Raw genomic sequence first — 21513 nt, 5'->3', positions numbered from 1 at the left:
CGCGGCGCTGCACCCGCAGCAGGCAGGCCAGGCCACGGCAGGCCCCCGCGCGCCCCGGTCGAGTGCCTGTTGCACCGCGATGAAACGTCGCCCCGGTAGCCGGGAAGCGGTGCCCGGCCACCGGCGCGCACCGCTAGAACGTCGTCCGCATGCCCACCCGCACGCTGCGGCCCGCCATCGGCGCGATGTCGCGCAGGATCGAGGTGGCATTGCGCGCCTCCTCGTTGGTCAGGTTGTCGCCGCGCAGATAGAGCAGGGTTTGCGTGCGCCCGCTCTTGATCTTGTAGGTCAGCGCGACGCCCAGCATCGTGTAGGCATCGGTGGGCGTGTCGTTGACCGGCACGCGGGTCTGCTTCGCGGCCCAGGTCAGGTCGATGCGCGCGCCGAACGGCCCGGCGCCGTAGACCAGCGCGCCGCCCAGGCGAAGCGGCGCCAGCCGCGGCAGCGGTTCGCCGGTCTCGCGGTTCTCGCCGCGCACGTAGTCCGCACGCGCCTCGAAGTCCAGCGTGTCGCTGCCGGTCAGCAGCTTGCGCGCCAGCCGGGTCTTGCCTTCGGCCTCGAAGCCGTACAGCGTGGCCGGGATACCGAGGTAGCGCAGCTCGGGCAGGGCGTCCGCGCTGCCGGGCGCGACCAGCTCGCCTTCCTCGTTGCGTGCGTTGCCCGTCGCGGACAGCGCCAGATAGTTGGAGAAGCGGCTGTAGAAGCCGGACACGCCGGCGCTGTGGTCGCCCTGCTTGAAGCGCAGGCCCAGGTCGACCGAGGTCGCGCGTTCCTTGTTGGCGTTCGGATCGCCCTGTTCCCAGGCGCCGGTGGCGACGTGCGGGCCGTTGGCGTAGAGCTCGTAGAAGGTCGGCGCGCGCTCGGTGTAGGCGACGTTGGAGGTCAGCGACCAGGCCGGGCCCAGCTTGTACAGCAGGCCGGCCGAGGCGCTGCCCGCGTTGAAGCTGCGGTTGGCGTCGGCAAAGCGTTCGTTGCCGCCGGCGGTCGCCTTGACGCTGGTATGGTCGATGCGGCCGCCCAGGTTCAGCTTCAGGTTGCCGGCCGCGTCCAGCGGCATCTCCTCGAACACGAACAGCGCGGCATTGTCGGTGTCGCTGCTGGGCACGAAGGCTTCCTCGCCCAGCGCCGAGAAGCGGGTCGCGCCGAACTGCGCGCCGATCACGCCGCGCATGCGGCCGATGTTGCCGTGCTGCGCCTCGATGCGGGCGTCCCAGCCCTTGTTCTTGAACACCGTACCGGTCTCGCCGCCCTCGATTTCCTTGTGCTCGTAGTCGGTATAGCCGAACTTGCCCTTGACCGATTCGAACCAGCCGCCGGTGGTGCCGGACAGGTTGCGCGCCTCGCCTTCCAGCGCGAAGCGGTCCTGCTTCATGTTCAGCCGCACCTCGTCTTCCGCGGGCGTGCCGTAGTCGTTGCGATAGGCGCTGTAGCTCGCGCCGACGAAGCCGTCGGCCCAGGTGTAGGAGCCGCCCAGCGCGCCGCCGTGCTGCTCGGCGTTGGTGTTGGGCAGCCGGCCGCGGACCTCGGTCTCGCCTTCCTCCAGCGGCTGGCTGTTGCGCAGCCGCTCGCTGCGGGCGAAGCCGGGGATGCGCAGGTCGCTGGTCTTGCGGGCGAACGCGTCGGCATGGATCGCGAACTTGCCGTTGCCGGCCTCGACCAGCCCGCTGGCATTGCGCGCCGCGTCGCCGTCGATGGTGGCGCTCAGATCGGTGGCGCCGGTGACGCCTTCGATCGGCGCCTTGGGGATGCGGTTGTCGATCACGTTGACCACGCCGCCGATCGCATTGCCGCCGTACATCAGCGCCGCGGGGCCGCGCACGACTTCGATGCGCTCGGCCACCAGCGGGTCCAGCGGCACCGCGTGGTCGTAGGACAGCGTGGCGGCGTCGATGCTGCTGCCGCCGTTCTGCAGCACCTTGATGCGGTCGCCGTCGAGCCCGCGGATCACCGGCCGGCTCGAGTTCGGCCCGAAGTAGGTCGACGACACGCCGGGCAGGCTGTTCAGCGTTTCACCGAGCGTGCTGTTCTGGCGCACGGCCAGGTTGTCGCCCTGCAGCGTGGAGACGGCGGGCACCAGCGAGTTCAGGTCGCTGCCGAGCGGGTTGGCGGTGACCACCACTTCGCCGAGGGTTGGGGCGGCTGACGTGGGGGTGGTGGCCGGCACCGCGGCAGGGGCGGCCGGGGCGGCCGATGCGGCGTTGGTGTCAGGGGCGGCAGTGGTGGCAGCCGGCACCGCGGCCGGTGCGGCGGGCGGGGCGGTCTGGCCCCAGGCGGCCGGTGCCGCCAGGCACAGCGCGACGGCGGCCAGCGGCGTCAGGCGGGTGCCAAGCCGATGCGACAGGTCTTGCGTCAGCTGTTGCAGAAGGTCGTACGCCGGGCGGACCGAAGCGTGGGAGGAACGGCGTGCGGCGGTGCGTTGCAGGGTCGGATTCATGGCTCGCGATGCGAAGGACATCGGGGGGCGATCGGTCGCGATCGCTGACTCATTGCCCGGCTGGCGCGGCAAGGCACGCCCCGCCGCGATGGCATGGGAGTGCGGGCCTGTCGCCAGCATGTCGCCAGGGATGTCGCCGGGATGTCGGCGGCATGTCCTGGGCGTCGTGCCGGTCAGCGTGGTCGAACGTCGGGATCGCCGGGTCGTCAACAAGCGGCCGCGAGGGCGGCCGGGCTCAGGCGAAGGCGAGCGAAGCGGGTGGGGCGCGCGTCAGGAAGCTGCGCTGCGGCGGCAGGTGGGGCCAGCGCCAGGTGATGCCGGGCGGCACCAGCGGCTTGCCGTGCGACAGCAGCGGCATCGGGGGCGCGCCGCAGGCGCCGGGGGCCTGCGTGGCGGCGTCGAACAGCACGCACGAGTGGGTCGACGCGCGCGCGCTGTCCGGTGCGTGGCTGTCGGTGCCGGTACCGGCGTCGATATCGGCATCGGCATCGGTGGCGGAGGCGGAGGCGGAGGCGTCGTCGCGCGCGGCTGTCGCGGTCGCAGCGGCGGTGGGCGATGCGTGCCCGGCCAACGTCAGCCCTGCCGACATCAAGCCGGACGACATCAGCCCGGCCGGCGATCCGCCATGCTGGACGCGGTGAACCAGGCCGGCATGCTGGGCCAGCATCAGGCACAGCACCAGCCACAAGGCCCACAGTCCACCGGTCAGGCGGTCTGTGCCTCGGCGCCGCAGCGTGCGCAGCAACTCAGTGCGCATGTCCGCCATGGTGGCCGCAGTCGCAGGGGCCGCCATCGTGATCGTGATCGTGACGGTGATCATGTTCGTGATGATCGTGGTCCCCGTCGTCGAAGCGCGTCTTCCCAGCTGGGGAAGGGATCATCGTATGCGGCCCAGGCCTCGGGCCCGGCCGCCATCTCGGCATCGGTCAGCAGGCAGGCATCGAGCGCGGCCTCGAGCGCGGCGCGGTCCATGTTCTGGCCGATCAGCACCAGTTCCTGGCGCCGGTCGCCGAACGGGGCCGGCGCACCGTCGACTTCCGAGTCGGCGCGGATCGCGGCCAGCGTCTCGTCGTCCTGCGGCCAGTCGGCCGGATCGACCGCCGCCCACCAGGCACCGGCGCCGCCGTGGCGGCACACGCCGCCGGCCTGGCTCCAGCTGCCGGCCACGTCCATGCGGCTCGCCAGCCAGAAGAAGCCCTTCGAGCGCAGCACGTTGCCATGCTGGCGCAGCCATTCGGTATGGATCAGATCGGCGAAGCGGCGCGGGTGGAACGGGCGCCGGCGCCGGTAGACGAAGCTGCCGATGCCGTAGGCCTCGCTCTCGGGCACATGCTCGCCGCGCAGTTCGGCCTGCCAGCCCGGCGCGGCCGCGGCGGCTTCGAAGTCGAAGCGGCCGGTGTCGAGCACCTTGTCGAGCGGCACGCGGCCGAAGCTGGCGGGCACGATCTCGGCGCGCGGGTTCAGCACGTGCAGCAGCGCCATCAGCCGCTCGCGCTCGGCATCGTCGACCAGATCGATCTTGTTCAGCACGATCACGTCGCAGAACTCGACCTGCTCGATCAGCAGATCGACCACGGTGCGGTCGTCCTCGTCGTCGCGGGCCTGGCCGCGGTCGCGCAGATAGTCGGCCTCGTCGAAGTCCCGCAGGAAATGCGCGGCGTCGACCACGGTGACGATGGTGTCGAGCCGGGCCAGGCTGTCCAGCGCGTGGCCATGCTCGTCTTCGAACGTGAAGGTCTCGGCGATCGGCAGCGGCTCGGCCACGCCGGTCGATTCGACCAGCAGATAGTCGAAGCGCCCCTCGCGCGCCAGCGCCGCGATCTCGACCAGCAGGTCCTCGCGCAGCGTGCAGCAGATGCAGCCGTTGGACAGCTCGACCAGCCGCTCGCCGGCCTGCGCCAGCACACCCTCGCCGACCAGACGCGCATCGATGTTGACGTCCGCCAGGTCGTTGACGATGACCGCCACGCGCTTGCCTTCGCGGTTGGCCAGCACGTGCTGCAGCAGCGTGGTCTTGCCGGCGCCGAGGAAGCCGGCCAATACGGTGACGGGAAGACGGTCGGCCATGGCGATCTGGAGGATGGAAGGGGATGTCGCGCGGCGGCGCGCAGGGCGGATCGCCGGCTTATTGCAACAAGGTTGCGACTGTAGCAGAAATGCGTGGCCGCGGCACCTTCGCTGTCGCCTGGCGGCGACGGCTCGGCGGGTGCCTCGGGCTACAAAAGCAAACGGCCCGGAATTCCGGGCCGTTGACAGCGCAGATCGAGGGGCGCAGGCCTCAATCGCCGAACAGCTTCTGGCGCAGTTCGCGGCGCTGCTGGGCTTCCAGCGACAGCGTCGCGGTCGGGCGGGCCAGCAGGCGGGGCACGCCGATCGGCTCGCCGGTTTCCTCGCACCAGCCGTATTCGCCCGACTCGATGCGGGCCAGCGACTGTTCGACCTTCTTCAGCAGCTTGCGCTCGCGATCGCGCGTGCGCAGCTCCAGGGCATGTTCTTCTTCGATCGTGGCGCGGTCCGCCGGGTCCGGCACGATGACCGTTTCGCGCAGATGTTCGGTGGTCTGGTCGGCGTTCTTCAGGATTTCGTCGCGCAGCTGTTCAAGGCGGTTCTTGAAAAAGGCCAGTTGGGCCTCGTTCATGTAGTCCTTGTCGTCCATCTTCAGGATTTCAGCTTCAGTCAGAAGTTTATTGCTGCTCATGGTTGCTGCTGATTCTCTTGTTGATGCGACCGGCGGCGTCGTGTTCCGCGCGGATGCAGTGTCGGTCCGCTTGCGCGGTTCGACCGTTTCACTCTGGCTGGCTGCTGCAGTCTTGCTGCTTCGCGTGCCTCCCTTTGCCGCTCCGGTACCGGCCTGCGCCGAGCCGTTCCGGGGGGTAGGCGCAGCTTGCTGTCCCTGCGCCTTCGTCGTAGCGGCCGCAGTACCAGCGGTCTTGCTGCGGCTTTCTTTGGTTTTTGCTGCGGCTACCATGGGATCCCTTTCTCGGCGTCGGTCGACATCGGTCGGCGTCGTTGCCCCAGCGGCAACGCCTGAAACGTTGCGGCACGAGATCCCGCGCGTTCGACGGCCATCGCACGAGCACAGCGGCCGCACCGGAGGACGGCCGTCTGATGCTGACGACAACCGCCGCCCTGCATACGACGCAGGCGGCGGCAAGACCGCGCTGCCCGCATCACATCCGGCTTATTGTACTTGAACAAATTACCAGGAGATACGGTGGAAAACCGGACCGGATATTCGGTGTTTCACCGAGCCGCGCACGCTGCGTATCACCGTGCAGCGGCGGCGCCGTGTCACCCATCCGGGTGCCGCAGTGCGGTAAGCAGGGCGCCCGCATGGCGCTTGCATGACGGAAACCGAGGCCCGGAGCGGGCCCGCGGCGGGCACCGATAATCAGGCGAGGCAGTTGGCCAGGCCCTTCAGAATGGCGTCCTTGGGCAGGTCGACACCGATAAACACCATTTTGGTGCTCGGGGTTTCGTCCTCCCATTTGCCGCCGATGTCGCTGCCCATCAGCTGGTGCACGCCCTGGAATACCACCTTGCGGTCGACCCCTTCCATATAGAGCACGCCCTTGTAGCGCAGCAGCTTCTCGCCGTAGACGGTCAGGATCCCGGACAGGAATTCCTCGAGCTTGCCGTAGTGGAAGGGCTTTTCGCTGCGGAAGACGAACGAGCCGATGCGGTCGGTGTGGTGGTGATGATGGTGGTGGTTGTGGCCGTGACCGTGGTCGTGATGACCATGGCCCTGCGCGTGTTCGTGGTCATGGCCGCAGTCGGCGCCGCAGTGCTCGCCATGCTCGTGGTCATGGTCGTGGTCGTGCTCCTCGGCGCGCAGGAAGTCCGGGTCGATCTCCAGCTTGGCGTTCAGGTTGAAGCCGCGCAGGTCGAAGATCGAGTCGATCGGCGCCTCGCCGAAATGCGCGGTGCCGATCGGCGCGCGCGGGTTCATCTGCAGCACGCGATGGCGCAGGTCGGCCAGCTCGTCGGCCGACACCAGGTCGGCCTTGGTGATGAAGATCGCATCGGCGAAGCCGACCTGGCGCTGCGCCTCTTCCTGCTTGTCCAGCTGCTGGTTGCCGTGCTTGGCGTCGACCAGCGTGACCACCGCGTCGAGCAGATAGCGCGAGGCAATCTCGTCGTCCATGAAGAAGGTCTGCGCCACCGGGCCGGGGTTGGCCACGCCCGTGGTCTCGATCACGACCCGGTCGAAGTCGATCTCGCCGGCGTCGCGGCGGCCGATCAGGTCCGACAGCGCCTGCACCAGGTCGCCGCGGATCGTGCAGCAGATGCAGCCGTTGCTCATCTGCACGATCTGCTCGCGCCCGTCCTGCACCAGGATCTCGTTGTCGATGTTCTCCTCGCCGAACTCGTTTTCGATCACGGCGATCTTCATGCCGTGCTGTTCGTTGAGGATGCGCTTGAGCAGCGTGGTTTTGCCGCTGCCGAGAAAGCCCGTCAGGATCGTGACCGGGATCAGTTTGGACATGTTGGTTCTCCGGGATGGGGGGAAGCGTCAGCGGCACCGTTGGCGGGCGCGTCGGCCACGGTGCGCGCGCCGCATTCGGCGCAGATGCCGTTGACGGTCAATTCGACGTGTTCGACCGCGAAGCCGCTCGGCACGCGCGGCGCGGCCTGCCGCGGCGGCGCGCTGTCGGCGTCCAGACAGAAGGTGCGGTCGCACCGGCTGCAATGGAAATGGCTGTGCCGGCGATGGACTTCGGCGCGCGCCGCCTCGTGCTCGATCAGGCTGAAGCGGAACACGCGGTCGTTGCCGGCGCGCTTTTGCGCCAGCCCCTGCTCGACCAGCCAGTCGAGCACCCGATAGACGGTGACGCGGTCGATCGCCTCGGCGCCGCCCGGGAGACGGTCGATCACGGCCTGGTGGGTCAGCGGGATGTCGCTGCCGATCAGGCAAGCCAGGATGCAGACGCGCGGTTGCGTGACGCGCGCACCCAGCGCCCGGAGGCGTTCCTGTGCCGCATCGACGGCGGCCGGCAGGCTGGGAGTGGGCGAAGACATGGGGCGATTTAACCATAGTGCCCCCCGGAGATGCAATTCAGTTGCGAGAGCGGGCCGCCCGGGAGCCTCATGGCCTGAGCTGGCGGCCGATCGCCGCGCCTCTGTAGTTTTGACAACGCTGCCGGACCGGCGGCGGGAAATATGGGAAGCGCCGGCGTGCGTTCCATGGCCGGCGCCCGGGCATGCGCCGTGCTCCGCACCATCGTTTCCACACGGGAGTGCCGCACGCCATGTCCAACCACACCATCAGCGAAGGCTTGCCGTTTCCCCTGGGCGCCACCTGGGACGGCGACGGCGTCAACTTCGCGCTGTTCAGCGCCCATGCCAGCAAGGTCGAGCTGTGCCTGTTCGACCAGAACGGCGAACGGGAGATCGAGCGCATCGCGCTGCCCGAATACACCGACGAGGTCTGGCACGTCCGCGTGCAGGGGCTGGCGCCGGGCGCGGTCTACGGTTATCGCGTACACGGGCCCTACGATCCGGCCAACGGCCATCGCTTCAATCCGAACAAGCTGCTGCTCGACCCGTATGCCAAGGCCTACGTAGGCGAGCTGCGCTGGGATCCGGCGGTGTTCGGCTATGAAATGGGGCAGGACGACCTGAGCTTCAGCGAAAGCGACAGCGCGCCCTTCATGCCCAAGTGCCAGGTCGTGGACCAGGCCTTCACCTGGGAGCACCCGTTGAGCGTGCGCGTGCCGTGGGAGCGGACCATCTTCTACGAGACCCACGTGCGCGGCTACACCAGGCGCCATCCGGCGGTGCCCGAGGCGATGCGCGGCACCTTCGAGGGCCTGGGCCAGCGCGCGGTGATCGACCATATCAAGGCGCTGGGCGTGACCTCGGTCGAGCTGCTGCCGATCCATGTCTTCCTGAACGACAGCCATCTGCTCGACAAGGGCCTGACCAACTACTGGGGCTACAACACGATCGGCTTCTTCGCGCCCGATCCGCGCTTCTTTGCCCGCGAGCCGGGCGCGGTCGGCGAGCTCAAGCAGATGATCGACCGCTTCCACGAGGCCGGGCTCGAGATCATCCTCGACGTGGTCTACAACCACACGGCCGAGGGCAGCGAGCTGGGGGCGACGCTGTCGTTCCGCGGCATCGACAACCTTTCCTATTACCGGCTGATGCCGGACGAGAAGCGCTACTACATCAACGACACCGGCACCGGCAACACGCTGAACCTGTCGCATCCGCGCGTGCTGCAGATGGTGATGGACAGCCTGCGCTACTGGGTCACCGAGATGCAGGTCGACGGCTTCCGCTTCGACCTGGCCACGATCCTCGGGCGCGAGCCCGGCGGCTTCGACTATGGCAGCGGCTTCCTGAAGGCCTGCCGCCAGGACCCGATCCTGTCCAGCGTCAAGCTGATTGCCGAGCCGTGGGACTGCGGCCCGGGCGGCTACCAGGTCGGCGGCTTTCCGGCCGGATGGGCCGAGTGGAACGACAAGTTCCGCGACACGGTGCGCGACTTCTGGCGCGGCGAGGAGGGCGTCGCCCCCGGAACTGGCGGCGCGGGTCACCGCCTCCGGCGACAAGTTCAACCACAGCGGGCGGCGGCCCTGGGCCAGCGTCAACTTCATCACCGCGCACGACGGCTTCACGCTGCACGACCTGGTCTCGTACAACGACAAGCACAACGACGCCAACGGCGAGGACAACAACGACGGCACCAGCGACAACCGTTCCTGGAACTGCGGCGCCGAAGGGCCGACCGACGACCCGGAGATCGTCGAGCTGCGCGAGCGCCAGAAGCGCAATCTGCTGGCGACGCTGCTGTTCTCGCAAGGCACCCCGATGATGGTGGCGGGCGACGAGTTCGGCCGCACCCAGCAGGGCAACAACAACGCCTACTGCCAGGACAACGAGATCAGCTGGGTCGACTGGGAGATCGACGAGCGCGGCCGCGCCCTGATCGAGTTCGTACGCAAGCTGACCACGCTGCGGCGCGCGCTGCCGGTGCTGCGGCGGGGCCGTTTCCTGACCGGCGAGGTCGACGAGGAACTGGGCGTGGCCGACGTCAAGTGGATCAGCGCCGCGGGGGACGAGCTGACGCCGGAACACTGGGACGACGCCTCGATGCGCTGCTTCGGCCTGGTCATCGACGGCCGCGCGCGCGCCACCGGCATCCGCCGCCTGGCCTCGGACGCGACGCTGCTGCTGGTGTTCAACGCCTATCACGACGTGGTCGAGTTCACCTTGCCGCAGATTCCCGGCAGCGACCAGTGGACCTGCCTGATCGACACCAACATGCCGGTGCGCGAGGAGCTGCCGGAGTTCTCGTCCGGCGACGTCTACCAGGTCACCGGGCGCTCGCTGCTGCTGTTCGCCCTCGAGGCGCGCGGCGCGACGCGGCGCGTGTTCGAACGGCTGGAAGGCGTGCTGACGGAGGACGCCGAGCCCGGTCCGGGCGGGCAATGACATCGAAGCGCGGCCGATCCGGGAGGCGGCGCGCGGCCGGCTTCGGCCCTGATTTGGCCCTGCTTCGTCCCTGATTTGGCACTGATTCCGCCCCCGCTCCGGCCCTCGCTTTGGTGCTCGCTTCGGCCTGCTTCGGCTCGCCTTCGGCACCCGCGCCGGCGCCGCTTCGGCCCGGGTATTTCCTGATATTTCGGGTAAGTCGCCGTTGATAGCATGGCGGCTCCAAGCCGCGGCCTCCGGTGAGGCGGCCCACGCCGCCACGGTGGCTGGGCGGCATGGCAGTCTGCACGACGGGAAGTCGGGGAAATCAGGAGAAATAATGAAACACGTTGCAAAAACCGTGGCCGCCGCCCTCGCGGCCGCCGCACTGGGTCTGCCTGGCGTGGTACAGGCGCAGGACTACCCGGGCAGCCGGCCGGTCTCGGCCGTGGTGCCGTTCGCCGCGGGCGGCCCGACCGACAAGGTGGCGCGCGAGCTGGCGCAGGTCATGTCCAAGCATCTGGGCGCGACCATCGTGATCGAGAACCTCGGCGGCGCCGGCGGCACGATCGGCGCGAAGAAGGTGGCCCAGTCGAAGAACGATGGCCACACCGTGCTGATCCACCATATCGGCATGTCGACCGCGCCGGCGCTGTACCGCAACCTGGGCTTCGATCCGCTGAAGGACTTCGAGTACATCGGCGAAATCGCCGACGTGCCGATGGTGCTGGTCGGCAACAAGAACCTGCCGCCGAACACGCTGAAGGACCTGCTGCCGTACATCAAGGCCAACGCCAGCAAGCTGTCGCTCGCCAACGCCGGCATCGGCTCGGCCTCGCACCTGTGCGGCCTGCTGTTCCAGAGCGCGATCCAGACCGAGCTGACCACGGTGCCGTACAAGGGCACCGCGCCGGCGCTGACCGATATCCTGGGCGGCCAGGTCAACCTGATGTGCGACCAGACCACCAACATCGCCGGCCAGCTGAAGGCCAACGCGCTCAAGCCCTATGCCGCGATGCAGCCGCGCCGCGTCGAGGCGTTCAAGGACATCCCGACCGCGGCCGAGCAGGGCCTGTCGAACATCGAGGTCAAGATCTGGCATGCGATGTACGCACCGAAGGGCACGCCGCAGCCGGTGATCGAGAAGCTGTCGGCGGCGCTGCAGAAGTCGGTGACCGACCCGGGCTTCCGCGCCAAGATGGCCGAACTGGGCGCCGAAGCGGTGCCGGCCCAGCGCGCCACGCCGGAGTCGCTGAAGACCTTCCTCGGCAACGAAATCAACAAGTGGACCCCGGTGATTCGCAAGGCCGGCGTCTATGCGGACTGAGTCAAGGCGGCGCTGACCGCTTCGCCGCCGCTGCGCTCCGCGCAGCGCGGCGGGATGGAGCGGCATCCGAGGCCACGCGGCAACGCGTGGCCTTTTTGTTTCTGGCATCGTTGAAAGCTTCGCGCTGCGGAGGCGGGGGAGAGGCCGGCAAGGGACTGCGGCAAGAAGTCGGGCCAAGGAGCCGGGGCAAGGAGCCGGGGCAAGGAGCCGGGGCAAGGAGCCAGGGCAAGGAGCCAGGGCAAGGAGCCGGGGCAAGAGGCCGGGGCCGAGGACCGGCGACCGGGAGCAAGCGGCAGAGGCAAGGCCCCGCTGCGGCCGTCTATATTGGCAAGACGCGGGCGGAGCCGCGGCGAATGTGCCTTGCCCGCACCGTCGGCGCCCGCCCTTGAATTCCGTCGGGCCGCCGCCAAGTAGCTGCCTGAACCCAACTCAGAAGCCACCATGGAACAGTATCACGGCACTACCATCGTCAGCGTCCGGCGCGGCAACCAGGTTGCCCTGGGCGGTGACGGCCAGGTCACTCTCGGCAATATCGTGATGAAGGGCACCGCGCGCAAGGTGCGCCGCATCTACAACGGCAAGGTCCTGGTGGGCTTCGCCGGCAGCACCGCCGATGCGTTCTCGCTGCTGGACCGCTTCGAGGCCAAGCTGGAGAAGTACCAGGGCAATTTGACGCGCGCCGCGGTCGATCTGGCCAAGGACTGGCGTTCCGACCGCGCGCTGCGCCGGCTCGAGGCGATGCTGATCACCGCCGACCGCGACACCACGCTGGTGATCACCGGCAACGGCGACGTGCTCGATCCCGAAGGCGGCATCGCGGCGATCGGTTCGGGCGGCGCCTATGCGCAATCGGCCGCCAAGGCGCTGATGGAGAACACCGAGCTCTCGCCCAAGGACGTGGTCGAGAAATCGCTGCGCATCGCCGGCGAGCTCTGCATCTACACCAATACCAATTTCGTCATCGAGACGCTCGAGTGAGCGTCCGGATCACGCTTCCCCGCACGTGACGCCCGCCGGGCGTCCCACCGCGCCGCTGCGCGGTAGTGGCGCCCCGGCCGGCCTTCATTGAACGGATACCCGGATACCGAGACCCATGTCCCACACCATGACTCCGTCGGAAATCGTTTCCGAGCTCGACAAACACATCATTGGCCAGAACAAGGCCAAGAAGGCCGTCGCGGTGGCGCTGCGCAACCGCTGGCGCCGCCAGCAGGTCGCCGACCCGCTGCGCCAGGAAATCACGCCGAAGAACATCCTGATGATCGGCCCGACCGGCGTCGGCAAGACCGAGATCGCGCGGCGCCTGGCCAAGCTGGCCGACGCGCCCTTCATCAAGATCGAGGCCACCAAGTTCACCGAGGTCGGCTATGTCGGCCGCGACGTCGATACCATCGTGCGCGACCTGGTCGAAATGGCGATCAAGCAGACGCGCGAGTCCGAGATGAAGAAGGTGCGCACCAAGGCGGAGGATGCCGCCGAGGACCGCCTGCTCGACGTGCTGCTGCCGCCGCCGCGCGACATCGGCTTCTCGCAGCCCGAGGAAAAGGATTCCAACACCCGCCAGGTCTTCCGCAAGAAACTGCGCGAGGGACAGCTCGACGACAAGGAAGTCGAGCTGGAGGTCGCGGCCGCGGTGCCGAGCCTGGACATCATGGGCCCGCCGGGCATGGAGGACATGACCGAGCAGCTGCGCAGCATGTTCGCCGGCCTGGGCCAGGGCAAGAAGCTGCGCCGCAAGATGAAGGTCAAGGAAGCGTTCAAGTTGCTGATCGACGAGGAAGCGGCCAAGCTGGTCAATGATGAGGACCTGAAGCACAAGGCGCTGGCCAACGTCGAGCAGAACGGCATCGTGTTCCTCGACGAGATCGACAAGATCGCCAGCCGCAGCGAACTGGGCGGCGGCGAGGTGTCGCGCCAGGGCGTGCAGCGCGATCTGCTGCCGCTGGTCGAGGGCACCACGGTCAGCACCAAGTACGGCATGATCCGGACCGACCATATCCTGTTCATCGCCTCGGGCGCGTTCCACCTGTCCAAGCCGAGCGACCTGATCCCCGAGTTGCAGGGCCGCTTCCCGATCCGCGTCGAACTCGAATCGCTGTCGGTGGCCGACTTCGAGGCAATCCTGACGCAGACCGACGCCAGCCTGACCAAGCAATACCAGGCGCTGCTGGCGACCGAGCAGGTCGAGCTGGTGTTCGCGCCGGACGGCATCCGCCGCCTGGCCGAGATCGCCCACTCGGTCAACGAGAAGGTCGAGAACATCGGCGCGCGCCGGCTGTACACGGTGATGGAGCGCCTGCTCGAGGACCTGTCGTTCCACGCCACTCGCTCGAGCGGCGAGACCGTGACGATCGACGCCGCCTATGTCGACGAACGGCTGGGCGACCTGTCCACCAACGAGGACCTGTCGCGCTACGTGCTGTAAGCGGCAGCGATTCCGCCCCAAAGCGCCTCTCCGAAGAGCGCCTTCTCAGCGATGGGAAGGCGCTTTTTTCGTCCCTGCCGCGCCGCGGTGACGTGTTCTTTGCATGTGGGAATCGTCTTACTCCCCCTTTCGGAAGCCCCCGCCTGCTTGGAAAAGCGCTCGCCACATAACCTTCATATACGACGAGACAGCAAGGCGGACGCCAGCGTCGGGCCTTGCGACCTCTGACCGTTTGATGACGACAGGAGCGCGACATGATGAAGAAATGGCTGTCTGCTGCAGTGTGTTCGATGATGGTTGCCGCACCGGCAGGGTTTGCGCTGGCGCAGAGCGCGCCGTCCGGCGCCCGCGCCGACTATGACGCCGCCGTCTCGCGGGCCGACGCCGACTACAAGAATGCGAAGACCCGTTGTGACGCCATGAAGGACAACGCCGAGGACGTCTGCGAGGCCGAGGCCAAGCGCGACCGCGACGTGGCCAAGGCCGAGGCCGAGGCCCGCCGCGATGGCACCGAGGCCGCCCGCGCCAAGGTCCTGAAGGTCAAGGCCGATCGCGAGTATGAAGTCGCGAAGGAACGCTGCGACGACAAGAAGGGCAACGACAAGGACGTCTGCGTGAAGGAAGCCAAGACGGCGCATGAGAAGGCGCTGGGCGAGGCCAAGACGACCCGCGCGGCTGCCGGCGGCGGTACGCGCACCGATGTGGCCGAGGCGCGCCGCGAGGCTCGCAAGGACACCAGCGACGCTGCCTACAAGGCGGACAAGGAGAAGTGCGACGCGATGTCGGGCGACGCCAAGGATCGCTGCGAGGCTGACGTCAAGGCGAAGTACAACCGCTGATGAACGGCCGGCCGCGGCCGACGCGGCCGGCTGAACATCGCTGTACCAAGCGAAGCACCACGCCAACGTATTGACGCCAACGTATCAATCGAGATCGAGGAGCAGATCATGAACTGGGATCAGATCGAAGGGAAATGGGAGCAGGCCAAGGGCAAGGTCAAGGAGAAGTGGGGCCAGCTCACCGATGACGACCTCACGCAGATCAACGGCAAGCGCGATCAGCTCGCCGGCAAGATCCAGGAGCGCTATGGCTACACCAAGGAGCGCGCCGAGGAAGAAATGCGCGAGTGGGAGCGCGACACCCGGTGGTGATGGCCGCCTGGTGACATCCGTTGACGGCAGGTAAGCCAGGTAAGCGTTGGTAAGCGGGCTGGCACGCCTGCCGCGACGATGAGAAGCTTGCGCCTCGTTGGGCCGCAGGTTGGCCGTAAGCAGGAGGTCCGGAATGAAGCATATCGGTTTGATGTCGGCGGGCGTGTTGGCCGGGCTGGCGGGGGCGACAGCGTTCCTGTGCGCCGTGCCGGACCGCAGCGAAGCGACGCGCATCGATGCCGCCACGGGCGACGGCAAGGTCAAGGTCTCGCACGCGGTGTTCGTCAGCGAGTCCGCCGAATACGGCGCGCGCTCGAACCGGCATGCGTTCGACGCGCTGCGGGTCAGCACGACCACGACCGGAGCCGCCGGCCCCGTCAATCGCGCGGCCGATGGCGGCGACGACCTCGGCTGGGACTACGTGCAACTGCGCCTGTGAGCCGCCGCGCGGCGATGGCCGCGAGGCGATGCAAGAACGATGCGCAAAGAAGAAGGGCCTGCGATTGCAGGCCCTTTTTTCTTGCGTCCGTGCTTGCGTCCGTGTGATGCCCAACGACACGCCCAACGATACGCCCAACGACACGCACAACGACGTCGTGCGCGCCGTCACCGATCGAACCCCTACCGCGAAACCGGCCGCTTGGCGAGCTTGCGCTGCAGCGTGCGCCGATGCATGTTCAGCGCACGCGCGGTCGCCGAGATGTTGCCGCCATGTTCGGCCAGCACGCGCTGGATATGCTCCCACTCCAGCCGCGGCACCGACAACGGCAGCGGATCCTCCAGCGCGGCCTCGGCGGCCTCTTCCGAGATGCCGGACTTGAGCGCCGCGAGGATCGAATCGACGTTGGCCGGCTTGGCCAGATATTCGTCCGCGCCCTGTTTGACCGCCGCCACCGCGGTCGCGATGCTGGCGTAGCCGGTCAGCACCAGGATGCGCGAGCGCGGCAGCATCGCCCGCAGCGGCGCCACCAGCTGCAGCCCCGAGTCGGCCGGCGCGGTCACGCCGGCCTCCGGCGCGGCGGCCAGATGCAGGTCCAGCGTGACATAGCGGAACGCGGTCTTCTCGGCCAGCGCCAGCGCCTGCTGGCGGTTGTGCGCGACCTCGACCGCGAAGCCGCGGCGGGTCAGCGCGCGGGCGAGCGTGTCCGAGAACACCGGGTCGTCGTCGATCACGAGGAACGGCGCGCCGGTGTCGTTGCCCGCGGCAACAGCCGGGGAAAGGGAAGCGCTGGACGTCAGGTTCATGCCGCATGCTCCGTTGAATCGGGGGTGGCCGGCAGCCGCAGCTCCGCCACGGTGCCGCCTTCGGGACGGTCCTGCCACAGCAGCCGCCCACCCATCTGGCGCGCCACGCTCTGCGCCAGATAGGCGCCGATGCCCTGGCCGCCGTGCGTGCTCGCCACCGGCGTCTCGCCCAGGCGCGCGCGCAGCGCGGCCGGCATGCCGGCGCCATGGTCGATCACCCGCAGCAGCAGTTCGCCCGCTGCGCCGCTGCGCGGTTCCAGTGCAATCGACAGGCGCAGGGGCAGGTCGCCGCGCCCGGCGGTCTGCTGGCTGCGGGCCGCGTTGTCGAGCAGGATCGTCAGCATCTGCCCGGTCCGCGCCGGCTCGATCGGCACGTCGGCCGCATCCGCGGCGATCGTGGTCTCGACGCGCGCCTGCGGATGGCGCAACTGCCAGCCGTCGGCGAAGGCGGGCAGCCAATGCCCGACCGGCTGCAGGGCGCTGGCGCGGTTCGCGTCGCGCAAGCGCGCGAGGATGCCGCGGCATAGCGTCAGCTGCTGCTCGACCGTATGCAGGTCGGCCAGGTAGTCGCGGATCGCGGTGCCGCCGCGCGCCGGGTCGGCGGCGTCGGCGCGCAGCTCGCCGGCGATCACGGCCAGCGTCGCCAGCGGCGTGCCGATCTCGTGGGCGACGGTCGCCGCCTGCGCGTTCAGCGACTCGACCCGCGCCTCGCGCAGCAGCCGCTCGCGCGCGTCGGCGAGCTGCGCCTCGCGTTCGCGCAGCACGCCCGACAGCCGCGCGACGAACAGCGCGATCATCACCGCGCTGGCGACGAAATTCAGCCACATGCCGACCAAGTGGTAGACCACCGCGTTGTCCGGGTTGTGCAGGTGCAGGGGCACGTATTCGAACAGCATCAGCGAATAGCAGGCGAGCGCGTACAGCGCTAGCGCGACCACTTGCCGCCACGGCACGATCGCCGCCGCCAGCGCGAGCCCGGGCAGATAGAAGGAGACGAAGGGATTGGTGGCGCCGCCGGTGAAGAACAGGATCGCCGACAGCGCGGTCAGGTCGACCAGCAACTGTCCCATCAGCTCGGCATCGCCCGGCACCGAGCCGGCGCGCGCATGCTGGCGCAGCCGCCAGGCGGTCAGCAGATTGAAGACGGCCTGCAGCGCGAAGATCGTCAGCAGCGGCCGGTAGGGCAGTTGCAGCCCGGCCAGCGTCTCGGCGCAGACCAGCAGCAGTCCCTGTCCGCCGAGGATGGCCCAGCGCAGCCAGTACACCCGGCGCAGGCTCAGCAGGCTGTCTGCGCCGAGGCCTTGCGCGCGGATGGGATCGCCGGCGGATGGGGCGGCAGATCTGGCGGCAGATGCGGCAGCGTGGGCGGTCGTCGTCATGCCGCGAGTGTAGCAATGGCGCCGCGGCCGGCCTTGTCGTGCGACACCATGCCGCATTGGTCACGCCGCGGGGCACTGCCAGACTGGCGGATTGCGCCGCATGGGCCCGTGTGCGGTCTTCGGGCACGGCCCTGACGCCCCGGCGGTTCATGGTCTAATCGCGTTTTCAGCGGACGCCTTCAGGCGGACGTTTTCAGGCGGACGTTCCCAGGCGGACGTATTTGCGCGGACGCTTTTTGACGCGGACTTCCCGCTCCGCTGGACCGCCTCGTTTGAACGAATTGCACCGAGAAAGGATAGAGATGCAAGCCAAGCTGTTCGTCGCCGCCGCATGCTGCGCGCTGATTTCCACCGCTGCGGTCGCCCAGGTCGACATCCGCAACGCATGGGCGCGCGGCACCGTGCCGGCGCAGACCGCCACCGGCGTCTTCATGACGCTGCATGCGCACCAGAACGCGCGCCTGGTCGGCGTGTCGACCCCGGTGGCGGCGACCGCCGAGGTGCACGAGATGAAGATGGAAGGCAACGTGATGCGGATGCGCGCGCTCGACGCGCTGCCGTTGCCGAAGATGGAAGACGTCGAGCTCAAGCCCGGCGGCTACCACGTGATGCTGCTGGGTTTGAAGGCGCCGCTGAACGTCGGCGACAAGGTGCCCGTGACGCTGAAGTTCGAGCAGGGCGGCAAGCTGATCGAGCAGCGCGTCGAGGCCGAAGTGCGCGGCCTGACCGCGCCCGCGCACGGCGGTGGCGCGGCGGCGAACCACAAGCACTGAAACACTGGCTCTCTGAAACGCGAGGGCGCGGATCGCCGAGGCAAGCAACCGGACGATCCGCCGCGGGCGATCCGCGCCGCTCAGTCGGGTCGGTCAATCGGGTCGCTCAGTCGGGGCGCTCGGTCGCGCCGCTAATCCGCGCCGCTCACTCGCTTCAGTCGCGCCGCCCAATCGCGCTGTTCAACCGCGCAGTTCAACGGCGCAAATCAACGGCGCAAATCAACGGCGCAAATCAACGGCGCAAATCAACGGCGCAGGTCAACTGCGCAGATCAACCGCGCAGGCTGATCGCCTCGTCCAGCCCCTGGCCCGCGCCAACCGCCAGCAGCCGCTCGCGCAGCCACGCATGCCCGGGATCGGCATCGTTGCGCTCGTGCCAGATCGCGCTGAAGGTAAAGCCCGGGAACGCGAACGGCGGCTCGAACACCGCGAAGCGCGGATCGTCCTCCAGCGCCGCCAGGCTGCGCCGGGCCGTGGTCAGGACCAGATTGGTGCCGGCGATCAGCGCCGGCGCGACGCTCCAGTGCGGCACCACGCAGGCGATCTTGCGGCGCCCGCCGTGCTTGGCGATGGCCGCGTCGATCGGATCGACCTTTTCGCTGTGAGCGGCCACCAGCACGTGCGAGCGGGCCAGGTAGGCGACCTGGTCCAGCCGGCCATGGTCGCGCACCGTCGCGGCATCGACCGCGCAGCCGTAGTGTTCCTCGAACAGCGAAGCCATCCGCACGCCTTCCGGCTGATAGACAAACACGCCCAGCGCCAGATCGACCTCGCCGTCGGCCACCTGCGCCGACATCGCTTCGCGGCTGCCCTGCGTCACCACCAGCTCGATGCCCGGGGCGGCCTTGCGGACCGCGCGCAGCAGGTTGGGCAGCACCACCATCGCGCCGTAGTCCGACATCGCCAGACGGAAGGTGCGCCTGGCCGTGGCCGGCTGGAAGCCCGACGGGCCCAGCAGGATGCGCACCTGCGCCAGCGCCTCGGCCAGCGGACCCGAAAGCTCGTGCGCCCGCGCCGTCAGCACCAGGCCGCCCTGGCCGCGTACCAGCAGCGGGGTCGTCCAGCAACTGGCGCAGGCGGGCCAGCGCGTGGCTGACCGCCGGCTGGCTCAGATGCAGCCGCAGCGCGGCGCGCGAGATATGACGCTCGGCCAGCAGGGCTTCGAGCACGACCAGCAGGTTCAGGTCGACGTTGCGCAGATTATTCATCCGGCGAATATTAAACGTTAGAAACCAGAATTGGAAATCCATCCGGCGTAGGGGCAGACTGGCGCGGTCGCTTTTCGAACGAATCGAGGAGGTTGCGCATGCTGTCTTCGTCCCATCCCGCGGCTCCGGCCTTGGCGGCCGCGCTGCCGGTACTGATCGCCGCGCTGGCCGGCGCGATGATCCCGCTGCAGGCCGGCGCCAATGCCGCGCTGGGCCGTGCGCTCGGGCATCCGCTGTGGGCGACGCTGGTGTCGCTGCTGGTCAGCCTGGCGGTGGTGGTCGTGCTGATGCTGGCGTTGCGCGTCGGTCCGCCGGGCGCCGGCTGGGCGAGCGGGCCGGCGTGGATGTGGATCGGCGGCGCGGTGGGCGTGTTCTACCTGACCGCCGCGCTGATGCTGGCGCCGCGGCTCGGTGCCAGCGGCTTCATCGCGGCGGTGGTGGCCGGACAGATGCTGGCCTCGCTGTGGATGGACCATGCGGGCCTGGCCGGCTTCGCGGTGCGCGAGCTGACAGCGCCGCGGCTCGGCGGCGCGCTGCTGATCGTGCTGGGCGTGGTGGCGATGCAGTGGAGTGGACCGGCGCGCGTGGGCGCGGCGCTGGATTGAGACGGCAGGACCGAGGGGGAAGGCCGGGTCGCTGAACGGCTCGCCCTTCGGCCCTTCGGCCAGCGCTTGCTTCCGCCTTGAGATGCCAGGGTCCAATGGAGGATCCGCGTCGCTGACCGGCTCACTGGCTCACTGGCTCACTCTCCGGCCTGCGCCTGCCGGGCGCGCAGGCAATCCGGGCACAGGCAGTGCTGCCCCGGCACGATCAGCCGCGCCGGCAGCAGCGGCATCGTCGCGCACCAGCAATGCGGCAGGCCCGCGGCATGGCCGCAGACGAAGCGCGTCCCGCAGGCCGCGCATTGCTCGACCGGCCGCAACTGGCCGGTCAGCACGGCGGCCGGATCGGTGCTCGAGGCCGGACGGCCCGCGCCTTTGCCTGGCATCGCAGTGGTTTCCGTTGGCGTGGTTGTTGCATGAAAAGAACGGCCGATGGGCCGTCGGACGCACCGTTGGCGCCCTGCGCAGGCTCCGCTCGGCCCTCTGGCTAGCGCGCCACCCCGTTTCTTGTAAAATTCGGGCGCCTGCCGCGGGGCGCCGGATGCGCCGCGTTGCCATGATACCTGTCGATTTTCACGGATTGCCATGACCTCCGATACCTCCGGGCCCACCGCAACCGCAGTGGCCGCCATCGCCCCCGCCCTCAAGGCCGAGATCCTCGCCGAGGCGCTGCCCTACATCCGCAAGTTCCATGGCAAGACCATCGTGGTCAAGTACGGCGGCAATGCGATGACCGAAGAGAAGCTCAAGCATGGCTTCGCGCGCGACGTGATCCTGCTGAAGCTGGTCGGCATGAACCCGGTGGTGGTGCACGGCGGCGGCCCGCAGATCGACGAGGCACTGAAGAAGGTCGGCAAGGTCGGCACCTTCATCCAGGGCATGCGCGTTACCGACGAAGAGACCATGGAAGTGGTCGAGTGGGTGCTCGGCGGCGAGGTTCAGCAGGACATCGTGATGCTGATCAACCAGTACGGCGGCCAGGCGGTCGGCCTGACCGGCAAGGACGGCGGCCTGATCCGCGCCAAGCGTCTGAAGATGCCGGACCGCGAGAATCCGGGCGCGTTCATCGATATCGGCTATGTCGGCGACATCGAGGCGATCAACCCGGCCGTGGTCAAGGCGCTGCAGGACGACGCCTTCATCCCGGTGATCTCGCCGATCGGCTTCTCCGACGACGGCCAGGCCTACAACATCAACGCCGACGTGGTGGCCGGCAAGATGGCCGAGATCCTGAAGGCCGAGAAGCTGGTGATGATGACCAACATCCCGGGCGTGATGGACAAGAAGGGCAATCTGCTGACCGACCTGTCGGCGCGCGAGATCGAGGAGCTGTTCGCCGACGGCACCATCTCGGGCGGCATGCTGCCGAAGATCTCGTCGGCGCTGGACGCCGCCAAGAGCGGCGTGAACTCGGTGCACATCATCGATGGCCGCATCGAACATTCGCTGCTGCTGGAAATCCTGACCGAACAGGCGTTCGGCACCATGATCCGCTCGCACTGACGTACCGCAACCAGGCGCCCGCGGCCGCTGCGGCGGCGCGGCGCCTT

At 68.6% G+C, this 21513-nt stretch carries 18 protein-coding genes and 3 pseudogenes; 11 read left to right on the top strand and 10 right to left on the bottom strand.

Features of this window, described 5'->3' with window-relative positions; all coding sequences use genetic code 11:
- Positions 1 to 133 precede the first annotated feature (133 nt).
- The 6 genes and pseudogenes from OJJOAM_RS08250 to OJJOAM_RS08225 all read right to left on the bottom strand — a co-directional run bounded on the left by OJJOAM_RS08250 (position 134) and on the right by OJJOAM_RS08225 (position 7453).
- Positions 134 to 2434 carry a TonB-dependent receptor gene (locus tag OJJOAM_RS08250; RefSeq protein WP_422647656.1) on the bottom strand — a complete coding sequence of 767 codons (2301 nt, stop codon included), beginning with the start codon at positions 2432 to 2434 and terminating at the stop codon, positions 134 to 136.
- A gap of 235 nt (positions 2435 to 2669) precedes the next feature.
- Positions 2670 to 3254, bottom strand: a complete 585-nt coding sequence (locus OJJOAM_RS08245) for a hypothetical protein (RefSeq protein WP_422647655.1) — start codon at positions 3252 to 3254, stop codon at positions 2670 to 2672.
- Positions 3181 to 4501: pseudogene (gene zigA, locus OJJOAM_RS08240) on the bottom strand (zinc metallochaperone GTPase ZigA). Before zigA ends, OJJOAM_RS08245 begins: the two are co-directional and overlap by 74 nt.
- Before the next feature lie 211 nt (positions 4502 to 4712).
- Positions 4713 to 5402: an RNA polymerase-binding protein DksA gene (gene dksA / locus OJJOAM_RS08235; RefSeq protein ID WP_422647654.1), complete on the bottom strand. Its 690-nt coding sequence runs from the start codon at positions 5400 to 5402 to the stop codon at positions 4713 to 4715.
- A 423-nt stretch (positions 5403 to 5825) separates the two neighbouring features.
- A complete protein-coding gene (locus OJJOAM_RS08230; protein ID WP_422647653.1) occupies positions 5826 to 6920 on the bottom strand; it encodes a CobW family GTP-binding protein in 1095 nt (364 codons plus the stop codon).
- Entirely contained in the window at positions 6908 to 7453 is a 546-nt protein-coding gene (locus OJJOAM_RS08225; RefSeq protein WP_422647652.1) for a Fur family transcriptional regulator, read from the bottom strand. Before OJJOAM_RS08225 ends, OJJOAM_RS08230 begins: the two co-directional genes overlap by 13 nt.
- A 230-nt stretch (positions 7454 to 7683) precedes the next feature.
- Between OJJOAM_RS08225 and glgX the strand changes: the two are divergent.
- From glgX to OJJOAM_RS08190, 7 genes and pseudogenes are all read left to right on the top strand, one after another.
- Positions 7684 to 9874 (top strand): annotated as a pseudogene (gene glgX, locus OJJOAM_RS08220) (glycogen debranching protein GlgX).
- A gap of 319 nt (positions 9875 to 10193) precedes the next feature.
- Complete coding sequence (locus tag OJJOAM_RS08215; protein ID WP_149317267.1) at positions 10194 to 11180, top strand: tripartite tricarboxylate transporter substrate-binding protein; 987 nt, start codon at positions 10194 to 10196, stop codon at positions 11178 to 11180.
- A gap of 441 nt (positions 11181 to 11621) precedes the next feature.
- Entirely contained in the window at positions 11622 to 12158 is a 537-nt protein-coding gene (hslV, locus tag OJJOAM_RS08210; RefSeq protein ID WP_053820902.1) for an ATP-dependent protease subunit HslV, read from the top strand.
- Between the two features lie 115 nt (positions 12159 to 12273).
- A complete protein-coding gene (gene hslU / locus OJJOAM_RS08205) occupies positions 12274 to 13605 on the top strand; it encodes an ATP-dependent protease ATPase subunit HslU (RefSeq protein ID WP_422647651.1) in 1332 nt (443 codons plus the stop codon).
- A 254-nt stretch (positions 13606 to 13859) separates the two neighbouring features.
- Complete coding sequence (locus tag OJJOAM_RS08200; RefSeq protein ID WP_006576302.1) at positions 13860 to 14444, top strand: hypothetical protein; 585 nt, start codon at positions 13860 to 13862, stop codon at positions 14442 to 14444.
- A gap of 108 nt (positions 14445 to 14552) precedes the next feature.
- Complete coding sequence (locus OJJOAM_RS08195) at positions 14553 to 14756, top strand: CsbD family protein (RefSeq protein ID WP_023264984.1); 204 nt, start codon at positions 14553 to 14555, stop codon at positions 14754 to 14756.
- A gap of 133 nt (positions 14757 to 14889) precedes the next feature.
- Positions 14890 to 15195, top strand: a complete 306-nt coding sequence (locus OJJOAM_RS08190) for a hypothetical protein (RefSeq protein WP_422647650.1) — start codon at positions 14890 to 14892, stop codon at positions 15193 to 15195.
- Positions 15196 to 15377: 182 nt separating this feature from the next.
- On the opposite strand, the gene OJJOAM_RS08185 is transcribed toward OJJOAM_RS08190, so the two are convergent.
- Both OJJOAM_RS08185 and OJJOAM_RS08180 read right to left on the bottom strand, forming a co-directional pair.
- Positions 15378 to 16001 carry a response regulator transcription factor gene (locus tag OJJOAM_RS08185; protein ID WP_422647649.1) on the bottom strand — a complete coding sequence of 208 codons (624 nt, stop codon included), beginning with the start codon at positions 15999 to 16001 and terminating at the stop codon, positions 15378 to 15380.
- A complete protein-coding gene (locus tag OJJOAM_RS08180) occupies positions 15998 to 17380 on the bottom strand; it encodes an ATP-binding protein (protein WP_422647648.1) in 1383 nt (460 codons plus the stop codon). Before OJJOAM_RS08180 ends, OJJOAM_RS08185 begins: the two co-directional genes overlap by 4 nt.
- Before the next feature lie 302 nt (positions 17381 to 17682).
- Here OJJOAM_RS08180 and OJJOAM_RS08175 point away from each other — a divergent pair, with 302 nt between their 5' ends.
- Positions 17683 to 18153, top strand: a complete 471-nt coding sequence (locus OJJOAM_RS08175) for a copper chaperone PCu(A)C (protein ID WP_422647647.1) — start codon at positions 17683 to 17685, stop codon at positions 18151 to 18153.
- 271 nt (positions 18154 to 18424) lie between these two features.
- Here the strand turns inward: OJJOAM_RS08175 and OJJOAM_RS08170 are convergent.
- Positions 18425 to 19307 (bottom strand): annotated as a pseudogene (locus OJJOAM_RS08170) (LysR family transcriptional regulator).
- Here OJJOAM_RS08170 and OJJOAM_RS08165 point away from each other — a divergent pair.
- Together OJJOAM_RS08165 and OJJOAM_RS08160 are read left to right on the top strand one after the other, a co-directional pair.
- Entirely contained in the window at positions 19242 to 19382 is a 141-nt protein-coding gene (locus OJJOAM_RS08165; RefSeq protein ID WP_422649636.1) for a hypothetical protein, read from the top strand. The pseudogene OJJOAM_RS08170 and the gene OJJOAM_RS08165 overlap by 66 nt on opposite strands.
- A gap of 77 nt (positions 19383 to 19459) precedes the next feature.
- Positions 19460 to 19966 (top strand): DMT family transporter, encoded by a 507-nt coding sequence (locus OJJOAM_RS08160; protein WP_422647646.1) that lies wholly within the window; start codon positions 19460 to 19462, stop codon positions 19964 to 19966.
- 137 nt (positions 19967 to 20103) lie between these two features.
- Here the strand turns inward: OJJOAM_RS08160 and OJJOAM_RS08155 are convergent, their stop codons facing one another.
- Positions 20104 to 20349: a cysteine-rich CWC family protein gene (locus OJJOAM_RS08155; RefSeq protein ID WP_422647645.1), complete on the bottom strand. Its 246-nt coding sequence runs from the start codon at positions 20347 to 20349 to the stop codon at positions 20104 to 20106.
- Positions 20350 to 20548: 199 nt separating this feature from the next.
- Here OJJOAM_RS08155 and argB point away from each other — a divergent pair, with 199 nt between their 5' ends.
- Positions 20549 to 21466, top strand: coding sequence for an acetylglutamate kinase (argB, locus tag OJJOAM_RS08150; RefSeq protein ID WP_006579752.1), 918 nt, complete (start codon positions 20549 to 20551; stop codon positions 21464 to 21466).
- The last annotated feature ends 47 nt before the right edge of the window (positions 21467 to 21513 follow it).

The sequence above is a fragment of the Cupriavidus sp. H18C1 genome, from assembly GCF_049311595.1.
In the GTDB taxonomy this organism is placed as follows: Bacteria; Pseudomonadota; Gammaproteobacteria; order Burkholderiales; family Burkholderiaceae; genus Cupriavidus; species Cupriavidus cauae.
The sequence above is the reverse complement of the archived record's forward strand: the minus strand, read 5'-3'. Positions and strand labels throughout refer to the sequence as shown.

Excerpts from the sequence above, each read along its gene's own strand:
- OJJOAM_RS08155 (WP_422647645.1), bottom strand. The coding sequence starts at position 20,349 with ATGCCAGGCAAAGGCGCGGGCCGTCCGGCCTCGAGCACCGATCCGGCC.
- OJJOAM_RS08230 (WP_422647653.1), bottom strand. The coding sequence starts at position 6,920 with ATGTCCAAACTGATCCCGGTCACGATCCTGACGGGCTTTCTCGGCAGC.
- argB (WP_006579752.1), top strand. The coding sequence starts at position 20,549 with ATGACCTCCGATACCTCCGGGCCCACCGCAACCGCAGTGGCCGCCATC.
- OJJOAM_RS08175 (WP_422647647.1), top strand. The coding sequence starts at position 17,683 with ATGCAAGCCAAGCTGTTCGTCGCCGCCGCATGCTGCGCGCTGATTTCC.
- OJJOAM_RS08195 (WP_023264984.1), top strand. The coding sequence starts at position 14,553 with ATGAACTGGGATCAGATCGAAGGGAAATGGGAGCAGGCCAAGGGCAAG.
- OJJOAM_RS08185 (WP_422647649.1), bottom strand. The coding sequence starts at position 16,001 with ATGAACCTGACGTCCAGCGCTTCCCTTTCCCCGGCTGTTGCCGCGGGC.
- OJJOAM_RS08160 (WP_422647646.1), top strand. The coding sequence starts at position 19,460 with ATGCTGTCTTCGTCCCATCCCGCGGCTCCGGCCTTGGCGGCCGCGCTG.
- OJJOAM_RS08225 (WP_422647652.1), bottom strand. The coding sequence starts at position 7,453 with ATGTCTTCGCCCACTCCCAGCCTGCCGGCCGCCGTCGATGCGGCACAG.
- hslU (WP_422647651.1), top strand. The coding sequence starts at position 12,274 with ATGTCCCACACCATGACTCCGTCGGAAATCGTTTCCGAGCTCGACAAA.
- OJJOAM_RS08215 (WP_149317267.1), top strand. The coding sequence starts at position 10,194 with ATGAAACACGTTGCAAAAACCGTGGCCGCCGCCCTCGCGGCCGCCGCA.
- OJJOAM_RS08180 (WP_422647648.1), bottom strand. The coding sequence starts at position 17,380 with ATGACGACGACCGCCCACGCTGCCGCATCTGCCGCCAGATCTGCCGCC.
- OJJOAM_RS08250 (WP_422647656.1), bottom strand. The coding sequence starts at position 2,434 with ATGAATCCGACCCTGCAACGCACCGCCGCACGCCGTTCCTCCCACGCT.
- OJJOAM_RS08245 (WP_422647655.1), bottom strand. The coding sequence starts at position 3,254 with ATGATCACCGTCACGATCACGATCACGATGGCGGCCCCTGCGACTGCG.
- dksA (WP_422647654.1), bottom strand. The coding sequence starts at position 5,402 with ATGGTAGCCGCAGCAAAAACCAAAGAAAGCCGCAGCAAGACCGCTGGT.
- OJJOAM_RS08190 (WP_422647650.1), top strand. The coding sequence starts at position 14,890 with ATGAAGCATATCGGTTTGATGTCGGCGGGCGTGTTGGCCGGGCTGGCG.
- hslV (WP_053820902.1), top strand. The coding sequence starts at position 11,622 with ATGGAACAGTATCACGGCACTACCATCGTCAGCGTCCGGCGCGGCAAC.
- OJJOAM_RS08200 (WP_006576302.1), top strand. The coding sequence starts at position 13,860 with ATGATGAAGAAATGGCTGTCTGCTGCAGTGTGTTCGATGATGGTTGCC.